Annotated in this window: 18 protein-coding genes; 5 read left to right on the top strand and 13 right to left on the bottom strand. The window is 28.9% G+C overall.

The window, feature by feature from the left end:
* Nucleotides 1-6: 6 nt before the first annotated feature.
* The 4 genes from EPJ79_RS02610 to EPJ79_RS02595 all read right to left on the bottom strand — a co-directional run bounded on the left by EPJ79_RS02610 (nucleotide 7) and on the right by EPJ79_RS02595 (nucleotide 2,650).
* Nucleotides 7-1,266 carry a hemolysin family protein gene (locus EPJ79_RS02610; protein ID WP_147738332.1) on the bottom strand — a complete coding sequence of 420 codons (1,260 nt, stop codon included), beginning with the start codon at nucleotides 1,264-1,266 and terminating at the stop codon, nucleotides 7-9.
* A gap of 3 nt (nucleotides 1,267-1,269) precedes the next feature.
* Nucleotides 1,270-1,881: a MotA/TolQ/ExbB proton channel family protein gene (locus EPJ79_RS02605; protein WP_147527903.1), complete on the bottom strand. Its 612-nt coding sequence runs from the start codon at nucleotides 1,879-1,881 to the stop codon at nucleotides 1,270-1,272.
* A gap of 216 nt (nucleotides 1,882-2,097) precedes the next feature.
* A complete protein-coding gene (locus EPJ79_RS02600) occupies nucleotides 2,098-2,298 on the bottom strand; it encodes a hypothetical protein (RefSeq protein WP_147738331.1) in 201 nt (66 codons plus the stop codon).
* A 37-nt stretch (nucleotides 2,299-2,335) separates the two neighbouring features.
* Entirely contained in the window at nucleotides 2,336-2,650 is a 315-nt protein-coding gene (locus EPJ79_RS02595; protein WP_147738330.1) for a hypothetical protein, read from the bottom strand.
* A 422-nt stretch (nucleotides 2,651-3,072) separates the two neighbouring features.
* On the opposite strand from EPJ79_RS02595, the gene lnt reads away from it, so the two are divergent.
* Nucleotides 3,073-5,112 (top strand): apolipoprotein N-acyltransferase, encoded by a 2,040-nt coding sequence (gene lnt / locus EPJ79_RS02590; RefSeq protein WP_147738329.1) that lies wholly within the window; start codon nucleotides 3,073-3,075, stop codon nucleotides 5,110-5,112.
* Between the two features lie 25 nt (nucleotides 5,113-5,137).
* Nucleotides 5,138-5,596 carry a hypothetical protein gene (locus EPJ79_RS02585; RefSeq protein ID WP_147738328.1) on the top strand — a complete coding sequence of 153 codons (459 nt, stop codon included), beginning with the start codon at nucleotides 5,138-5,140 and terminating at the stop codon, nucleotides 5,594-5,596.
* Nucleotides 5,597-5,880: 284 nt separating this feature from the next.
* Here the strand turns inward: EPJ79_RS02585 and EPJ79_RS02580 are convergent, their stop codons facing one another.
* From EPJ79_RS02580 to yedE, 7 genes are all read right to left on the bottom strand, one after another.
* Nucleotides 5,881-6,399 carry a HinfI family type II restriction enzyme gene (locus tag EPJ79_RS02580; RefSeq protein ID WP_244289052.1) on the bottom strand — a complete coding sequence of 173 codons (519 nt, stop codon included), beginning with the start codon at nucleotides 6,397-6,399 and terminating at the stop codon, nucleotides 5,881-5,883.
* A gap of 97 nt (nucleotides 6,400-6,496) precedes the next feature.
* Nucleotides 6,497-6,658: a hypothetical protein gene (locus EPJ79_RS11795; RefSeq protein WP_244289051.1), complete on the bottom strand. Its 162-nt coding sequence runs from the start codon at nucleotides 6,656-6,658 to the stop codon at nucleotides 6,497-6,499.
* Between the two features lie 3 nt (nucleotides 6,659-6,661).
* Entirely contained in the window at nucleotides 6,662-7,384 is a 723-nt protein-coding gene (locus EPJ79_RS02575; RefSeq protein WP_147738327.1) for a hypothetical protein, read from the bottom strand.
* 270 nt (nucleotides 7,385-7,654) lie between these two features.
* Nucleotides 7,655-8,602 (bottom strand): transketolase family protein, encoded by a 948-nt coding sequence (locus tag EPJ79_RS02570; RefSeq protein ID WP_147738326.1) that lies wholly within the window; start codon nucleotides 8,600-8,602, stop codon nucleotides 7,655-7,657.
* 22 nt (nucleotides 8,603-8,624) lie between these two features.
* Complete coding sequence (locus tag EPJ79_RS02565) at nucleotides 8,625-9,434, bottom strand: transketolase (RefSeq protein WP_147738325.1); 810 nt, start codon at nucleotides 9,432-9,434, stop codon at nucleotides 8,625-8,627.
* A gap of 253 nt (nucleotides 9,435-9,687) precedes the next feature.
* Complete coding sequence (locus tag EPJ79_RS02560) at nucleotides 9,688-9,921, bottom strand: sulfurtransferase TusA family protein (protein WP_147738324.1); 234 nt, start codon at nucleotides 9,919-9,921, stop codon at nucleotides 9,688-9,690.
* 209 nt (nucleotides 9,922-10,130) lie between these two features.
* Nucleotides 10,131-11,213 carry a YedE family putative selenium transporter gene (gene yedE, locus EPJ79_RS02555; RefSeq protein ID WP_147738323.1) on the bottom strand — a complete coding sequence of 361 codons (1,083 nt, stop codon included), beginning with the start codon at nucleotides 11,211-11,213 and terminating at the stop codon, nucleotides 10,131-10,133.
* A 279-nt stretch (nucleotides 11,214-11,492) separates the two neighbouring features.
* On the opposite strand from yedE, the gene EPJ79_RS02550 reads away from it, so the two are divergent.
* From EPJ79_RS02550 to EPJ79_RS02540, 3 genes are read left to right on the top strand one after another with little or no spacing between them, the layout of a single operon-like run.
* Entirely contained in the window at nucleotides 11,493-11,843 is a 351-nt protein-coding gene (locus EPJ79_RS02550) for an aspartate 1-decarboxylase (RefSeq protein ID WP_147528498.1), read from the top strand.
* Nucleotides 11,844-11,897: 54 nt separating this feature from the next.
* Nucleotides 11,898-16,223 carry an acyl-CoA dehydratase activase gene (locus EPJ79_RS02545; protein WP_147738322.1) on the top strand — a complete coding sequence of 1,442 codons (4,326 nt, stop codon included), beginning with the start codon at nucleotides 11,898-11,900 and terminating at the stop codon, nucleotides 16,221-16,223.
* A 5-nt stretch (nucleotides 16,224-16,228) separates the two neighbouring features.
* Nucleotides 16,229-17,488, top strand: a complete 1,260-nt coding sequence (locus tag EPJ79_RS02540) for a homoserine dehydrogenase (protein ID WP_147738321.1) — start codon at nucleotides 16,229-16,231, stop codon at nucleotides 17,486-17,488.
* Nucleotides 17,489-17,495: 7 nt separating this feature from the next.
* Here EPJ79_RS02540 and EPJ79_RS02535 read toward each other — a convergent pair whose 3' ends face one another.
* Together EPJ79_RS02535 and EPJ79_RS02530 are read right to left on the bottom strand one after the other, a co-directional pair.
* A complete protein-coding gene (locus EPJ79_RS02535; protein ID WP_147738320.1) occupies nucleotides 17,496-18,623 on the bottom strand; it encodes a glycosyltransferase family 2 protein in 1,128 nt (375 codons plus the stop codon).
* 30 nt (nucleotides 18,624-18,653) lie between these two features.
* Complete coding sequence (locus EPJ79_RS02530; protein WP_147738319.1) at nucleotides 18,654-19,541, bottom strand: Rpn family recombination-promoting nuclease/putative transposase; 888 nt, start codon at nucleotides 19,539-19,541, stop codon at nucleotides 18,654-18,656.
* Nucleotides 19,542-19,689 lie beyond the last annotated feature (148 nt).

Raw genomic sequence — 19,689 nt, 5'->3', positions numbered from 1 at the left:
TGAAGTTTAGATTTTCTTAACTATAATTTTGTCTATTCTCGCTCCGTCCATATCGACAATTTCAATATTTAAATTTTTCCATTTTATAGATTCTCCTTCTAAAGGAATATGCTGCAATATTTCAAGTATAAGTCCGCTTATAGTATTATAATTATTTGAAACTGTTTCATCGTCAATTTCAAAATATTCTAAAAAATCGTAAATCGGGCATTGTCCATCGACAAACCAACCTCCGTTTTTTCTCTCTTTTATATCTTTGTTTTCTTTGCTTTCGCTAATCGAACCGACTAAAGCGTCAAATATATCGCTTTGAGTTATCATTCCGTCAATATTTCCAAACTCGTCAGAGATAAATCCTATTTTTATATTATTCTTTTTCATTTCTTCTAAAACTAAATAAACTTCCATATTGTTATGAAAGTAATTAACTTTTTTAGCGAATTTTTCTATTTTTATTTTTCCGTTTAATTTATCGAATATATCGGTTATTCTTAAAATTCCAATAATATTATCCAAATTTTTATCTATAAGAGGATAATTTGAAAATGGATTTTTAGATATTATTTTTTTAATTTCATCTACACTCATATTAATATCTAAACAAACTATATCGCTTCTGTGCGTCATTATCGATTCTATTTTTCTATCTCCTAAAAAGAACGCTCTCTCTATAATATCTTGCTCGACTTCTTTTACTTCGCCTACTTGTTTTCCTTCTTCAACCATAGATTTAATTTCTTCTTCGGTTATAGGATTTTTATCGTCTTTTATTCCCAAAATTTTTGAAACTATTAAAGCGCTTTTTGAAAGTATCCAAACGAAAGGAGCGCCGATTTTCGACAATATATTCATTGGACTTGCAACGGCTTTTGCTATTTTTTCGGGCATAATCATTGCGAGTCTTTTTGGAACTAACTCTCCAAATATTAAAGTGAGATAAGTAACAAGAGCTACAACAATTATTTTTGATATTGAAGAAGCGTAAATTGTAGGAATATTTATTTTTATTAAAATATTTGATAATTCTTTTGCAATCGTATCTCCCGAATAAATTCCCGTCAATATTCCTATTAAAGTTATTCCTATTTGAATAGTCGATAAAAATTTGTCGGGTTGATTTGCAAGAGAAAGAGCGGTTTTTGCATTTTTATTTCCTTCTTTGCTTTCTTTCATTAAAGAAGATTTTCTTGCCGATATTATGGCTATTTCCGACATAGCAAATACGCCGTTTAAGATAATCAAAATTATTATAATTAAAAAATCCATAAATTAATTTTTATCCAAAAAATCGGATATTTCATTTGATAAGTTTTCCATAAATAATATTTTTTTATTTACCGCGTTTACAAAATAATTATAAAATACAACCGAAGGAATCGCGATTATAAGTCCAGCCGCCGTAGTTAGTAGAGCGTTTGCTATTCCCGAAGCCAAAGCAATAGGGCGTCCGCTTCCAACGGTAGAGATAACGGCAAAAGATTGAATCATTCCAAGTATTGTTCCAAGAAGCCCAAGCAACGGAGCTACCGTAGAAATTGTAGAAAGAGCCGCTATAAATCTTTCTAATTTTGGAAGTTCTTTATTTGCCTGACTTTGCATATATTCTTTTGAAGCTTTTGAATTATTTAATCCTGCGATTATAATATTCGATAGAGGAGATTTACTCGTTTCGCATAAAGCTATAGCCGTTTTTATTTCATTTTCTTTTATAAGAGAGACAATTTTTTGAGATAAAGAATCGTCTAAAGATTTTATTTTTGTGAAATAAATAAATCTATCGACTATTATCGTTAATGCCATTACGGAAGAAATTAAAAGTCCTATCCAACATAGAGTCATAGCCGCATTTATTAAAGTATCCGCATTAAAAATACCGTTCATTTATAAAATACTCCAATTATTTATATAATGCAAATATTTTAATTTAATTAATGTAAAAAATCAATAATTGATATTATATTAAAATTCTATTAAAACATAATAAAATTTTATTTTAAGATTGACTTTATTTAAATACGGATTGCAATGTTTTTTAGAAATAAAATTTATGTTATTTTTTACAAAAAGGAAGCCCATCATAATCTCCACCATACCAACTTATTCCATCGGTATGAGGAAAATATAAATAATAAATATCATATTTTCTACACGCTTATACACAAATACTTCTAAAGTAAGTCTTCCTCTTCCGCCTGGCGTTAATTCTCCTATCAATTCTATATAATCTGGCTCTTTAACGCTCTTACATGCAAGAATTAATAAACAATAAAAAATTATTATACATATTTTTAATTTCATTTTAAACTCCTTAAATTTTTATTAATAAATATAAAAGTTAATTTAATGTTATATTTTTACCTAAATAATCTTTATTTGTAAGATTATTTAATTTATCAATATCCGATTGAACCATAATGCTATATTCTTTGGTATCGACTTTAAAGCGTCTATATGGATGTTTGATTATATCATACACTGAAGGCATGTAATTATTAATAATTAACTCTCCTGTATAATTTGAATAAACGGGATAATTGGAATAAACTGGCTGCAGGGTCTGTGGGTCTTCATTGCTTTTACAAGAAACCATTTGAAAATAAAATATGCTTAAAATAATTGTAAAAATAATGATAGATAATTTAAATTTCATAATTTATACTCCTTTTATGAAAATATTAATTTTTTTATTTATAAACAGTCGAGAAATATTTCCAGATAGGTTATACAAAGTTAAAATTGGATTAACTAAATGTAGAATATATTTCTTATATAGATAAAATATAGAATTTATAAATTGCAATAGAAAAAGGACAGAATAATGCCATGTCTGTCTGGAATTTAATGCAAAATTTATTATTCATAAAATTAAACTCTTTAACTAGTCTATTTATAAGATAACAAAATTTTAAAAAAAGTCAAGAACTTTTTTTATTATTTTTTTTGAACTTCTACTCGTCATTGCGAAGTATCTTCTGAAGTAATTAATTTTTAATAAAATCCACTTATTTAATATTTTGCATTTTTATCTTAAATAATCTATAATAAATGCAAAAAATATGAGGAATTTATTAAGTGTATAAATATAATTCGTATATATCGGGAATAATCATATTAAGCGTTTTAAGCGCGATACTTTTAGCTTTCGCTTTTCCGCCTTTAAATCTTTTTCCAATATCTTTTATAGCTTTAACGCCTTTAATTATAATTATATATAAAGCGGAAAAAATCAGATATTATATAATATCGTCTGCAATATTCGTTCTTATTTTTTTTGGTTATTTGCTTATGTGGGTATCGGCTTTTATGTTAAAAGAAACCGAAGCGGTTGTAGCTTTTTTAGCTCTATTTACAATTCTTTTTTTACTCGTCCTTTTATTTTATTTTCCTGCAATGTTATTAAGCGGCTTTATATCGAAAAGACTTCCTAAATTTAGATTTATAATCGTTCCGATAGTATTTACTTTTATGGAATATATGCGAAATATCGGATTTTTAGGATTTCCTTGGGGAATAGTCGGATATTCTCAATGGAATTTTCTTCCGTTTATACAAATAGCCGACACAATCGGACTTTTGGGAATAAGTTTTATAATATATCTAACAAACGCTATGATAAGTCATTATATACTTTTAAATGCCGAAAAAATAAAAAATAAAAATCATTATTTGCCCGCTATAATAATGGCTTCTTCTTTAGTGTTGATTATAATTTATGGAGCTATAAAATTACATCTTGAAGAGTCAAAAAGATTAAGAGCAAAAAAAACTAAAATCGCTTTAATACAGAAATCTTTTGACCCTAATAATTATTGGAATAGCATTTATACAGGAGAGCCTTTTAGAAAAAATTCGGGAGGAATTCAAGGATTTGCAGAAAACTTTTTACTTAAATCGGATAAATTTAAAAGCGAAGAAATTCCAGACGGAATGACTCAAAACGGAACTATATCAGTTAATAGAATAGCGAAATTATCGCAAGAAGCGGCTTTATCTAATCCTTCTTTGATAGTTTATCCAGAATCGGTTACTATGGATTCTTACGGATTTTATATTGCAAGAAATAGAGAATTATACGAATACGGATTAGCTTCCAATTCTACATATCCAGCCATATACAATACTTTTATTTTATACGATATGATAAAAAAAACTCAAACCTATCATCTTTTGGGAACTACGATAATAAAAGAAAATACAAACGAAAACGCTTATAATCCTTTTGAATATTATAACGGCATGGAGTTTATAGATTATAACGGGAATGTTTTAGAAGAATATTCTAAAATAAAACTTGTTCCAGGCGGAGAAGCTTATCCTTTTCAAGATAATGAATTTCTTTTAAATACTTTTCCTTTTAAGAATATTATTAATTTTATGTATCAACAATTTGATAAAGCGGGAGCGAGTAAGTGGAATAGAGGAAAGAAAAAAACGGTTTTTAATCATCCTAAAGGTTATACTTTTTCGGGACTTATATGTTATGAAAGCGCATTTGGAGATTTTGTAAGAGATTTCGTTTATAATGGAGCGCAAATTTTAGCGGTAATAACGGAAGATGCATGGTCTTATAGCGATGAATCTTTAGTTCAACATTTTTATATGTCGGTATTTAGAGCGATAGAAAACAGAAGAGATTTAGTTCATAATGGAAATTCGGGAGTAACGGGACATATTTCAAGTTCGGGAAAAATTATATCAACTATTCCTTTTTGGAAACCTGATTATATGATAGCTAATGTTTCTTTAAACGATAAAATTACAATATATACGAGATTCGGCGAATGGTTTGTATGGCTTTGTTTTATCTCAATATTTGTATTTTTATTTTTCTCTATAAAAAAAGATATGATAAAATTAAGAGTTTATATAAAAGAAAAAATCTCAGCCGTAAAATTAAAAAAAAGTTTAATAGAAAATAATAAAAAGCCTTCCGCTGAAAAAGTTAATTCGTATATAAATAGCGATAATGTAGAAGAGATTCCGAGTTTGGACGATATAGAATATTCCGTTAAGAAAAATAATCCTTATAATATTTTTGAAGAGCCTAAATCGGATATATATTCCGCTTTGGACGATATTATGAACGAAAATAATGACGATAAAAAAATATAATTTTAATTTTAGGAATTGTTAATAAATGAAAAAAATATTTATAATAATATTATCGATTTTATTTATTATAAACGGATGCGATAAAAAGAGAGATTCAAATTCGGAATTCGGAGTTTATGAATTTGAAAAATATATTTCAAAATTAATTTCAAATAGAGACGCTTTGGAGTTTACATCAAATTTTCTTTTAAATTTAGATTCTAGTTTAATTGAAAAAATAAATCAAATGACAATTATATACGAGCTTAATCCGATAGAGATAATAGAATCTATAAAAAAAAGAGGCGCTTTGTATCAAAGAATATTTTCAGATAATGAAGATTCGCTTTGTAATTATTTGCCTAAAGAAGGCGGTTATTATGATGTGAGCGTAACTTATAGAAAATATAAAGATATAGCTATAGCTCAAATAGAATATCCTTCGTTTAATGTAATATCAAAAAATTCTATTGAATTTGTGGCGATATATTTAGAGGGTAAATAGAAAAAAATTCAGAAAACTTAAAAGATATATTAATTGAAAATGAAGATTCTATAAAAAATTTAATCTCTTCAGAGGACGGAGAATATTCGGCAACGATAAAATATACTATAGGAGAAAATGCAAACTATAATAGAGGATATTTTATAATAAGAAATACCGATTATTTGCCTACTTATTATTATATAAGATTGGTAAACGAAGAATCGATTAAATGGAAAATAGAGAATATATATAAATTGCCTTTAGAAAGATAAAATATTAATTGAGGTTCGGATTTAATATTTTTAAATATCCATAATTTTTTTATATAATTCGTCAAATATTTCTATATTCTTTTTATTTTCAGAAATATTAGATAAACATTTTTCTAAATCGTCATATTTTATAGAAAGAAATTCGTCAAAAAATCTTTTGCCTCTTCTTATATTCGTTTTTTCGGGTATGTAATTATTTCCTTTCATTTTTTTATTTGTAAAGTAAAATAAAATAGGAATAATGGTTTCTTTAAAGTTTTTATTTTTTAATTCTGTAGCTATCGCTCCGTAAGTTGTGATAAATTTTTTATTTATATTTACGAATTTTCCCGTATCATGGTCATCGTTATATTTTATTTCTAAATAATATATATTTTTATTGCCATAAAAAATTAAATCAATATCGCATTTAACTTCGATAAAATTATTTCCTTTATTGTTTATTATCTCGTTTTGTAATAAGCGAAATTCTTTTTCTAAATCCGCGGTATGTTCGTATTGGCATTTTGCAATATAATCGTCTATTCTTTTTATATTGGTATCCGACAAATAAAATTTATTATTCTTTTTTTCCGTTATATTCTTCTAAAATTTTAAATTTATTTTCGTTAGATATAATTAAAGCTATAAGCTCTTTAATGAAAGTTTAAAACCTAATATTTACGCTTTGAAATAATAATTCTAATACTTTAATAAAATGCATTTCATTATTATGATTATACTTTTCTTTTAACTTTTTATAAGAGATTGAATTCTCAATTATATCTCTAACCGCTTTAATTATAATATTTTCCAAATCGTTTTTCATTTTTTAAATTAACCAATTATTATTTTTTAGTCCGTTTACTACATGCTCATAGGTTTCTATCATTTCATCATAATTTACAAATTTAAAAAAATTCTTTTTATCTTGGTAAATTTCAAGTTCTAATTTTTGTTTAAATTTTTTATAATGAATTTGTGGCGCTACTATAATAAATTTAGTGGCAAATGCTTTGAGTTGCAAACAACGATTAAAAGCTCCGTTAAGAGTATTAACGCTATCGACTACTTCAAAAGCGCATTGCGGAAATGCATATTTTGCATTATTAAACCATAAAACATCAATTCGTCTAATTTCGTTTGTAATTTCTTTATAAGTAAAATTTGGAACAGACTTTAAATTTGCAATATCTTTCAAATAAACATTATCTCGATAAAGTTTTGACGGGTCGGCTGTATAAGTCAAATAATTTCTTGCATTTCCAAGTTCTAAACAAATTCCTTGCATAAACGAATGCATTTTAACTTTTTCGTTAGATTTTGGTAAAGGATTTTCTTCATAATCTTTCAATGCGTAAATACTAATTCCTATTTTCTTAAATCTATTTCCTTCTTTAATCTCTCTATAAAGAACGCCTCGAATTCCAGCTTCCCATTCAGAACTTTGTTTTGCTTTCGGATAAAACTTTTGAATTTTTTCATAAATAGTATTTAAATTTGCGCTTCCTCCATTTTGTTTTAAAACGCATTCAATAGCTTCTACTTTAGTCATTTTTAAAATCTCTAATAATTTTATTTTTAATATCGTTAATAATATACATAATTAAGCCTATATAAATTATAAAATTAGTATAAATAAAAATAAGAAAAATGCAAATTATAATATTTATTTTTATTTGAATTTTTTAATTTAAAATAACGATTAATAAAATATATAATGCATTTAAAATAAAAATCGATTTACAAATTCCAAAATAATAATAAATAATAAAATAAATAAAAAATCGAACGGTTATTAAAAACCATTCGATTATTAAAAAAATTATTTCAAAACCTCTTTAACTTTTTCAAATACATTTTGAGCAGAAACTCCGTATTTTAATTTAAGTTCGGTAGATTTTCCCGATTCTGTGAAAGAATCTTTACAGCCTACTATTCTTAAAGGAGCGACATCTTTATGAGCGGATAAAACTTCCGCAACGGCGCTTCCCAATCCTCCAATAACGCTATGATTTTCTAAAGTTATAACGCATTTAACTTTTTTAGCCCATTCTATAATATTGTCTGCATCCAAAGGTTTTAAAGAGCGAACATGAATTAAACGATATTTTATATTATTTTCTTCAAGTAAATTGACGGACGCTATAGCTTGCTCGAAAGAAGAGCCGTCAAAAAATAAAGCGACATCATCTCCCGTAGAATATAATTCTTTATTTTTTATGTCGAAATTTGCTTCTTCGGGCGAATTATAAATTATAGGAACAGGTTCTCTCGCCACTCTAACATAATAAAGCCCCTTATTATTCAAAGCGTAGCTGATTGCCGATTTAACATCGTTTTCGTCCAAAGGCAAAATGACATTCATATTTGGAATGCATCTCATTAAAGCCATATCCTGCGTAGCCTGATGACTCGCTCCGTCTGGTCCCGCGTCAAGTCCAGGGTGAGTGGCTATTATTTTAAGATTCGCTTTCGCGTAAGCCGCTTGCCTTATTTGCGTCCAAATAGTTCCGCTTGCAAATATTGCAAAATTAACATAAACGGGAAACATTCCTTCCAAAGCCAAACCTGTTGCAGCGCTTAAAGAACTTTGCTCGCCAATTCCCAATTCCAAAAAGTTTTTAGGAAAAGTTTTTTCAACATCCGCAGAAGAAGTTGAAGTTCCCAAATCATTGTCTATTACTATTATTTTATTATTTTTTTCAATTAAACTTGTTAAATGCTTTCCGATTACTACTCTCGGAGCTGAGCTTTTTTCTATTTTTATCATAATTTATATTCCTTATTAAATTTTATTTTATATCCAAATCTTTTTTAGCTTGTTCAAAATCTTTATCGCCGATTGTCAAAGAATGGCAATCAGGATTATTTTCTAAAGTGGAAACGCCTTTTCCTTTAACGGTTTTCATTATTATCGCTACGGGTTTTCCGCTTAATTTATCCAATTTATCCAAAGCCTCGACAACTTCTTTCATATTATTTCCGTCTTTAACGGTTATCGTATTCCAATTAAAACTTTTGAATTTATCTTCCAAAGAACCCAAATCTATAACTTTATTCACGGGGTCATGAGAAGAGAGTCCGTTATTGTCTATAATAGCGACAAGATTATCCAATTTGAAATGAGCCGATTGTTGAACGGTTTCCCAAATTTGTCCTTCATGCAATTCCGCGTCTCCGCATAAAGCGAATATTTTATTATCGTTATTTGATAATTTTCTTGCATAAGCCATTCCCATAGCAACGGCGAGTCCTTGTCCTAAAAGTCCCGTATTCATTTCGGTTTCGGGAATTTTATTAATATCGGGATGTCCTTGCAAACGAGTTCCTATTTTTTTAAGAGTGGTTAATTCTTCCATAGGAATTATTCCAAGTTCGGCAAGTATAGCGTATTGCATAACGACTACATGCCCTTTTGACAAAACAAAACGCGCTCTATTTTTGTCTTTAAAATTTATATATCTGTCGTAAACGGCAACCGCCATATCCATAGCAGACAAAGAGCCTCCGACATGAGCTACGCTTTTTGATTCGTAAACCATTTTCAAAAGTATCTGTCTGCATGCTTTAGCTTTTTTTTCAAGCTCTTCTACTGAACTCATAAAATTTATTCTCCTTTCAAATAAAACATTATTTTAAAAATTATTTATTAAAATTTACTTAAAATTATCTTTAAATTATATCACTTAATATTTTAAAGTCAAAAATATAAAATTTTACTTAATTATATATATTAGGTTTTATTAATGTGTTTTGTGATTTTTGAACGATATAGAATTATTTGTTCATACCTCCGATTAAGATGTATTTTGAGGGCTGTTGTCATGGCAGTCCTCTAATTAATTTAAAGAATAATTAATAAGTTTTTATAAGTCTAACCAAAATATCTTCGTTTTCCATATTTTCAAAGCTTCCTTCATAACCGTATTTTAAGCATCCTCGAATAACGCTTTCGCAACTTGAATGTCCGCTAACCAAAACCTCTATAACTGTATTTAATTCTGTATTATTTATTGCGACTAATTTAGCTTGAAATGAAGCTTGAGAGCATGACATTCCTCTAGTATCGACTTTAATGATTTCAGGCATAAATAATCCTTAAATATAAAAAATTAACGGTATTTAGATATCAAACTATTATAAAATTATAATTTCTATTTTTATAACCTCTACCGCCGCTTTATATTATCATTACCGATTAAGTTCTAATAATATAAAGTAACGGTAAAGTTCGTTATATAATCTTTATACCGTCTACCTTTATAAAAACAACTCACGGTTGCATATTTACGAATATATCAATTATTAGTTTCTTTCATCGTAAACCCAATAATAATGCAGAATATTAAACCGATTATAACGGCATATATTCCGTATATTGTAGGACCCGCAGTCGAGCTTGCCAAATTAAAATTATGAGAAAATCCAGCGCCAACAAGCATTCCCAAAATAAAAATTAGACTATCCATATTGCCTTCTGCAGATTGTATTAATTGTCTTCCAGGACAACCAGCTCCTAAAGTGAATGCAAGTCCCGTTAATATCATAGAAACTATATTCCATAAAATATTCGTATGAGCTATAGGCTGATTTTCCATAGAAATATGAAATCGGCTTGTCGCTATATTGACTATAATCGCAGCCACTATAAAAGCGATAACTCCTTTAGTCATGTGAAAATCTTTCATAAATATTCCGTCTCTTACTCCTCCGACTGTGCAGAATCTAGATTTTTGAGCTATGAAACCTATTATAATAGAAACTATTAAAGATATTATTATAGGCGCTTTCATGCTTCCAGGTCCAGATTCCGAAAAGAATATAGCTCCGTTTTCAGAAAATTTTATTTTGCTTAATAATAACGCTAAAAGAATCAAAGAAATTATAATGGGAAGCAATCCTACAAATTTATTATTATAATTTTTTGACGCTCCCAAAGAATAATTTTGTTTCCAAAAGAAAACTCCAATTCCTCCGCCGATTATTATTCCTATAAGCCCGAATATTCCGTTAATATCTCCGCCAGCAATTCTTAAAAGCGTTCTCCAAGGACAACCCAAGAAAACCAAAGCTCCAATCATAGCGAAGAAACCTAAAAAGAATCTTATCGCTGGAGAGCTTCCGCCTTTAGAAACAAACTCTTTCGACAAAACGGACGATATTGTAGCGCCGATAACGATACCAATAATTTCGGGTCTTATATATTGCACAGCCGCCGCTCTATGCAATCCCAAAGCTCCCGCCAAATCTCTTGTAAAACATGCTATGCATATTCCCATATTTGCGGGATTTCCTTTTACGGACAAAAAAGCGGCTAAAGCTCCTATAATCGCTCCCGACAATATAATGCCCGTAGAACTTGTGAAAAAACTTTTCTTCATAGTTTTTACTCCTTTTTTAATAAAAATTTATTTGATATTATTATAATAAAAAATATTTTATTATCAATATTTTATGCATATTTTTAATAAATATTATATTCTAAAATGTATTAAATGTATCATATTTTATAGATAACGATTAGTAAATCATAATAATTCTTAATAAATATTGATAATTATCATATTGACTTTTTTATTACTATAAGTAAAATATTTTAATATATTTTTTAATTTAATATTTATTTAATATTTTAAATATTTTAAGGAATATAGATTATTATGATGCGAGAAGTCATAAAATCGAAGATACATAGATTAACCGTAACGAGAACGGATTTAAACTATAAGGATTCTATTACAATAGACGAAGAGCTTATGGAAAAATCCGACATAATGGAAGGAGATAAAGTATCGGTTATAAATATTAATAATGATAATAGATTTGAGGCAATAGTTATAAAAGGAATTAGAAAAACGGGAATAATTGGAATAAACGGCGATTTAGTTAACTATGCCAAAATAGACGATATATTGGTAATACTATCATATTGTTATATACCCGAAGAGAAAATAGAAAATCATAAAACAAAGATAGTATTCGTTAATATTCATAATATGGCTATAGATTAATTTTTATAGCTTTTAATATAGAGATTTATTTTAAAATACTTGGAGATAATAATTATGAAAAAGATATATAAAGCTGGAATAGATATTGGTTCGACTACGGCAAAAATGGTTGTTTATGACGAGTTCGACAATATTATATTTAAAACTTATGTTAGACATAATGCCGATGTAAAGGAAACTTTATTATCGATTCTTGGAAATTTGCAAAGCATACATGGAGATTTAAATTTATCGCTTGCTATGACGGGAACTGCTGGAATGGGAATAAGCGAAAGAACGGGAATAAGTTTCGTTCAAGAGGTTATAGCTTCTTCAACGGCAATTAGAAAAATTTATCCTTACGGAAGAACTTTAATAGATATAGGCGGAGAAGACGCTAAAATTATAGTATTTGACGATAATTTCAAAGCGGATATAAGAATGAATGGGAATTGCGCGGGAGGAACGGGAGCTTTTATAGACCAAATGGCTACTCTTTTAAATGTTCATCCTTCCGAACTTTCAACTTTATCGGAAGAAGCGACTTCAATTTATCCTATGGCGAGCAGATGCGGAGTATTTGCAAAAACAGATGTTCAAACTTTAATAAGCAGAGATATTCCAAAATCCGATATTGCAAAAAGCATATTTCAAGCTGTCGCCGTTCAAACTGTCAATACTCTTGCAAAAGGTTTTGAAATTAAACCGAAAATACTTTTTACGGGAGGACCTTTAACATTCTTGCCCGATTTGAGGATGACATTTTTAACTCTTTTAAATGCCACAGAAGACGATATGTATACGATTGAGCATCCCGAACTTACGGCGGCTATAGGAGCGGCTTTTGGAGAAAAAGAAGATAAAACTATAATATCCGTTTCGGCTTTTACAAAATTGGTTCAAAATATTTCCGCTGAAGTAAAAATAACAAATTCAAAACATAGAGAAGCTTTATTTTCAAGCGAAGAAGAATATAATAATTGGTTTGAAGAACATGCGAAAGATAAAGTTAAATCCGCCGATGTAAAAACGGTTAATGGAAAAAATACTTTTTTAGGAATAGATTCTGGCTCAACGACTACAAAAATAGTTATAATAGACGAAGAGGGAAAAGTAGTTTTAAGACATTATAGAAATAATAACGGAAATCCTGTAGGTGCTGTTGTGGAAGGATTAACCGAAATAAAAAAGGAACTTGAAGAAAAAAATATTAATATAAATATCGCTCGAACTTCTGTGACAGGATACGGAGAAGATTTAATAAAAGCGGCTTTCAATATGGATGAAGGAATTGTCGAAACTATGGCTCATTATAGAGGAGCGAAAGCGTTTGACGAAAAAGTAAGCTTTATACTCGATATTGGCGGGCAGGATATGAAAGCTATATTTATTAAAGACGGAATAATAGAAAATATAGAAATAAACGAAGCTTGTTCTTCGGGTTGCGGTTCTTTTATAGAAACTTTTGCGCGAGGAATGGGTTATAAAGTTGCAGATTTTGCCGATATTGCTTGCGAAAGCGTTAGTCCATGCGATTTGGGAAGCAGATGCACGGTATTTATGAATAGCAAAGTTAAACAATCATTAAGAGAAGGCTCTTCAGTCGCGGATATTTCGGCAGGACTTGCAAAAAGCGTCACTTTAAATTGTTTTACTAAAGTATTGAAAATTACCGACACTTCAATTTTGGGAGATAATATAGTCGTTCAAGGCGGAACTTTCAAAAATTCGGCAGTTCTTCGTTCGGTTGAAAAATTCTTAAATAGAAAAGTAATTCGTCCCGATATATCGGAATTAATGGGAGCTTACGGTTGCGCTTTGCTCTCTTTAGACACTTTCAAAGTTAAAAATGAAAAAACTACTTTTATAGGTTTAGATAATTTACAGGAAGCAAACGATTATGAAAGAAGACAATTAACTTGTAAAGGTTGTGAAAATCTATGCACGGTTACAAGATTAAAATTTAAAGATTCAAAATCTTTCTACACGGGAAATAAATGCGAAAGAATATTTTCAAATAAAGGAAATAAAGAAAGAAAATACGGAATGGATATTACGCAAAAAAAACTTTCTCTTCTTTTTGAAAGACCTTTAGCGCCAGCGACTGACAAAATAAAGGGCGTTATAGGAATTCCAAGAGTTTTAAATATGTATCAAAATTTTCCTTTTTGGGCTACGATACTTACAGAATGCGGTTATAGAGTTCAATTATCCTCGCCTTCAAGTATGTCAATTGCAGAAAAAGGTTCGGGAACGGTTATGAGCGATAATATATGTTTTCCTGCAAAAATAGCAAACGGACATATTTACGATTTAATAGAATCGGGAGTCGATAGAATATTTTATCCTTCCGTAGTTTTGGAAAAAAGCGAAGAGGATGGAAGCGTTAATAGTTATAACTGTCCCGTTGTGACAGGTTATCCCGATGTTATAGATAGTTCTATAAGTCCGCTAACAAAATTCGGCATTCCTTTTGACGCTCCAATAATAAGTTTTTTAAATGAAGATTTATTATATAAAGGATGCAAAGCCTATTTCGTTAATATTTTGGCAATAGATAAAAAAGATTTTGACAAAGCGTTTAAAAAGGCTTTAAAAGAGCAAGTTAGAGTAAAAGAAGAATTGAAAAAAGAAGGCGAAAAAATAATAAAATATGCTAAAGAGACTCAAACTCCGACAATTCTTATAGTAAGTCGTCCTTATCATATAGACCCTTTAATAAATCATAAAATACCCGAAACTATAGCGTCTTTCGGAATAAATGTTTTGACTGAAGACGGTTTAGATATAGACCAATCTCTTGCCGATGTTCAAGTTTTAACTCAATGGTCTTATCCTAATAAAATGTTTAAGGCTGCTTTATGGGCGGCGGCTCAAAAAGACTTAAAACTTGAAGTAATTCAAATAAATAGTTTTGGTTGCGGACCAGATGCCACTACTTCGGACGAGATAAAATCAATATTAAATTCTTATGGTAAAAATCCAACTTTAATTAAAGTAGATGAAATATCAAGTCCAGGAAGTATAAGATTAAGAATTCGCTCTATGATAGAAAGCATGAAAATGAAAGGCAATTTTGTTTATAGAGAAAAACCAGAAAGAACATATATTAAAAGATACGAAAAGAATGAAAAAAGAAAAATACTCGTTCCTAAATTCGGTTATTTTTACGACCCAATGATTCTAACTTTGCTTGAAAGGAGCGGTTATGAAACGATATCTTTGCCTGACCCAGATATTGAATCTGTAGAATTGGGATTAAGATATGCAAATCAGGATATTTGTTATCCCGCTACAATAGTTATAGGCGATATAATAAGAGCGGTTCAAAGCGGAAAATATGATACGGATAAAATTGCGGCGGGAATTTCTCAAACGGGAGGACAATGCCGAGCAAGTAATTACGCTTCTTTAATAAAAAGAGGATTGATAAACGCGGGCTATCCAGATGTTCCAGTAGTAACGGTTGGTTTGACGGTTATAAACGACCAGCCTGGATTCGAGCTTTCAAAAATGGATATGATGAAAGAGGGAATTGTCGCTATGCCTTATGCGGACGCTATTTCTACAATGTATTATTACACGGCGGTTAGAGAGACAAAAAAAGGAGAGGCTTTAGCTTTGGCAAATAAATATATAGCCTTGCATCCAAAAGATTTTTCTCTTAAAGCTACCGATAAATTATTAAAGCAAGCCGTTGTAGAGTTTAACGCTATTGAAACTAAAGATTTATATTTGCCTAAAGCTGGATTAGTCGGCGAGATATATGTTAAATACAATAATTTTGCCAACGGAGATGTTTGCGATTGGCTTATGGCTAAAGGAGTGGAAGTTATAGTTCCGCCTGTATTCGATTTCTTCGTTCAAAAAGTTATAAGCGAGCAGGTAAATAAAGAAAAACATGCGAGAGAAGTTTCGTTTTTAGGTTATTACGGTTCTAAATTATCCGAAAAACTTATTGACGCGAGAATAGACTCTATAAATCAAATTATGTCAAAATTTAAAGGTTTTCGTCCCGCTCATCATATAAGACATATAGCCGAAAACGCTTCAAAAATTATTTCTTTGACGAATCAATTTGGCGAGGCTTGGCTTTTGCCAGGAGAGATAGCGACTTTTGCCGAAGAAGGCGTTAATAATGTGCTTTGTTTACAGCCTTTCGGTTGTATTGCAAATCATATTATAGCGAGAGGAATTGAAACGAGATTAAAAACGAGATATCCCGATTTGAATCTTCTTTATTTGGATATGGACGCTGGAGCAAGCGAAGTAAATACGATTAACAGATTGGAATTTTTCGTTCGTTCGGCTAAAGATTCTATAAGCGACAAAACCGTAGTTTTATACGATGAAAAAGAAGAATATTTTGAAGAACGCGGTTTTATTAAAATGGGAATATAGAAAAAATGAATAAAAAAGAATTTAAGATAGCTGTCGCAGGCTACGGACATGTCGGAAAAGATACGGTAAAAACTATTATCGAAAATAATCAAACTATAGAGAAAAGAACGGGAATAAAATTAAAAATAAAAACCGTTTTTAGTAGAAATATAGATAAAGTAAAAAACGACAAATATCTTGATTCTATAGAAATAAAAACTAAAGATTTAAACGATATATTAAACGATAAAGAAATCGATATAATTATAGAAGTTTTGGGCGGAATGGATACGGCTAAAACTTTAATAATGGAAGCGAAAAAAGGAGTCGTTACGGCAAATAAAGCTTTGCTTGCAAATTGTTTTTCGGAGATTGTGGCAAATAGAAAAACCGACATAGCTTTTGAAGCTTCGGTTGCGGGCGCAGTTCCTATAATAAAAGCGCTTAAAGAAAGTTTGGTTTCGGATAAAATAGAATCGGTTTACGGAATATTAAACGGAACTTGCAATTTTATTTTAACGAATATGACTAAAAATAATCTTAATTTCAATGTCGTTTTAAAAGACGCTCAAGAGAAAGGATACGCTGAAGCTAACCCGACTTTTGATATAGACGGAATAGACACGGCTCATAAATTATGCATATTGTCGTCAATAGCTTTTTCAAATATTATAGATATGAATAAAATATTTATAAGAGGAATAAGAAATATCGAGCTTTCCGATATAGTTTTTGCTAAAGAATTTAACTATACGATAAAATTAATAGCGGAAGCTAGCATAGACAAAGATAATAATGTTTTTATATTTGTAATTCCAACTATGCTTAAAGAAGATAATATGCTTTCAAAAGTCGATTACGCTTTTAATGCAATTACGGTTGTGGGCGATAGGTCGGGAGATAATGTATTTTACGGAGCGGGAGCTGGAGGACGCCCGACAAGCAGTGCAATAGTTTCTGACGCTATAACAATCGCAAGAAATTCTATTATAACCGACAAATTAAGAATTCCAATTTTAGGATTTGTAGAAAAAAATAACGATATAAAAGTTAAAGATTTTAAAGAAAAAAATGAAATTTTTTATATAAGATTTTCTTCTTCAAAAAATAATTTTGAAACTTTTAATAAATCTTTTGTTGAAAATAAAATTATAATAGAAGAGTCAAAAGAAAAAAACAATAATTTTATGTTTATATTGAAAGAGGCGAATATAAATAAAATAACAAAAGCGATTGAAAATATAGAAAAAATAGAAAATATATTTATAGCGAGAATAAAATCGTAATAATTTTTTATTGATTTTTTAATTCTTCTTCAAACTTCTTTTTTGCAATTTTATTCAAATTATATTTTTTATATTTTTCTCTCAAAGTTATAGAAGGAATCCACCAAGCGACTGAAAAAACTTTTTTCTTTATTCTTTCAACTTTATACAAATAAATATTATAATCGCCGTTCGTTTTCATTATATGGCAGGAATAAGCCTCGAAAGGATGTTTATCTTTGTCTATTTCGACATTCAAATCTTTCATTAAATCATGGCATTTTTTATAAAATTCATTTTTATTTTGAGCTTTATAATTATTGAATACAAAAAGAAAAGAATTAAAATTATAATAATTTGCATCTTTCAATAATTCTATTTTTTTTTCTTTATAAATATTAAATATATTTTTGAATACCGATAAAGCGTCCGTAATCATTTGATTGTCTTTTTCTATAGAATGCGTTAAAGATGATTTTCTTTGAACATAATAATATTTTGCTTCGTTATTATAAAATTTTTTCGGAGAATATAATAAATATTTATAAAAAAATTCCGTATCTTCCGAAACGATATAATTTTGAAATTTCAAATTATTTTTTTCTATAAAATCTTTTTTAAATATTTTATTAACCGTAGAAACTAAAGGATATTCGGGAGTATTTTCCTTTTCGGGAGTATTTACATTAAAATCACTTATTCCTTCTTTCCAAGTTTCATTTTCTCTAAATTTCTTTTTCCAAATATTTATTCTGTTATGATAATAAGGTTTTATTATTTTATCTCTTACTATATTTATATTATTTGTAAAAACTATATCGGCTTTATTTTTAATCGCCGTATTATATAAAATTTCAATATAATCTTTTTCGATATAATCGTCAGCGTCTATAAAAGAAATATATTCTCCCGAACTTTCATTAATTCCAATATTGCGAGAAAAACCAATTCCATAATTTTTTTCATTATTTATGATTTTTATTCTGCCGTCTTTTTTTGCATATTCTAAAATTATATTTTCGCAGTTGTCGGCGGAGCAATCGTTAATGCATATTATTTCAATATCCTTAAAAGTTTGATTTATAACGCTATCTAAACATTTTCTTAAATATTTTTCGACATTGTATATTGGCAAAATTACTGAAACTTTCGGCATTATTTTTCCTTAATTAAAAAATTCAGCAGTTTAATTTTTTCCGTGAGCGCTTATATTTTGGATTTCTTTAATTGTTAATCCTGTAGCTTTGCTTATGGATGCATCGTCCATGTTCATTTGTTTTAAGGTTTTGGCTATTGAATATTTTTCGTTTTTTATTCCTTCAAGTTTTCCTTTTTTCATGCCTTCTTTAATTCCTTCTCGCCTTTTATCTTCAAGCGATATTTGTTTATCGTATTGATAAAGTTCTTTTTTCTCATACTCGGTCATCATTAATCGGCTTCTTATAAAATTATTATACCTCTTATGCGCTTCTTCCATTATAGGTTTTTCTTTTACTATTTCTGACATATAAGCCTCCATGTTATTAGTTGTAAAAAATCCAAGCCAATAATTTAAATCATTTTTTAAATCATTATCATTAAATTTAAATTTCTTTAATTCTATTATATGTATTTGCAAATGGTCGGTTAATAGATTTTTATTTTTAGTATCATAAATCATATAACAGCTATGCACATTGCTATTCTTTTTATTCAAATTAAAATTAAGAAGATTGATACTAATCACAGGCGTTAAGTATTCATACTCTTCGCCTTTCTTTAAAAGTTTACTATAATTTGCAGACCAATAATAAAGTATTCTTTCGGGAAATCTTGAATTGCCCGATAATTGAACTTCGATAATTACAACCGTTCCGTTTTTGGTTATACATTTCACATCTACAATAGTTTCTTTATCTTTATAATGTCTTTTCAAATTAAACGGATTAAGAATTTCAACGGCTTTAAAAGTTTTCATGTCTGCGCTAATCATAACGGCGTTTATAAAATCAAGAAGAACTTTTTCGCCTCCTTTATCAGTAAAGAAATACCGAACAAAACAATCGTTTAGTGGATTAAATGGTTTGTTATTCATAAGATTATTATAACAGAATATTTTTATTTGTCAAAATTTAAATTATAATTAATCTAAATTAAATTGTATAAAATTTTATATATACTAATAAAATAAAGATTTAAGCCAAAACCTCTATGTTCAAAAGAGCATAGGGGTTTTTATTTAG

It is taken from the genome of Brachyspira aalborgi, assembly GCF_008016455.1.
Lineage (GTDB): Bacteria > Spirochaetota > Brachyspiria > Brachyspirales > Brachyspiraceae > Brachyspira > Brachyspira aalborgi.
Note: the sequence above shows the minus strand (reverse complement) of the source record. Positions and strands in the feature narration are given on the sequence as shown.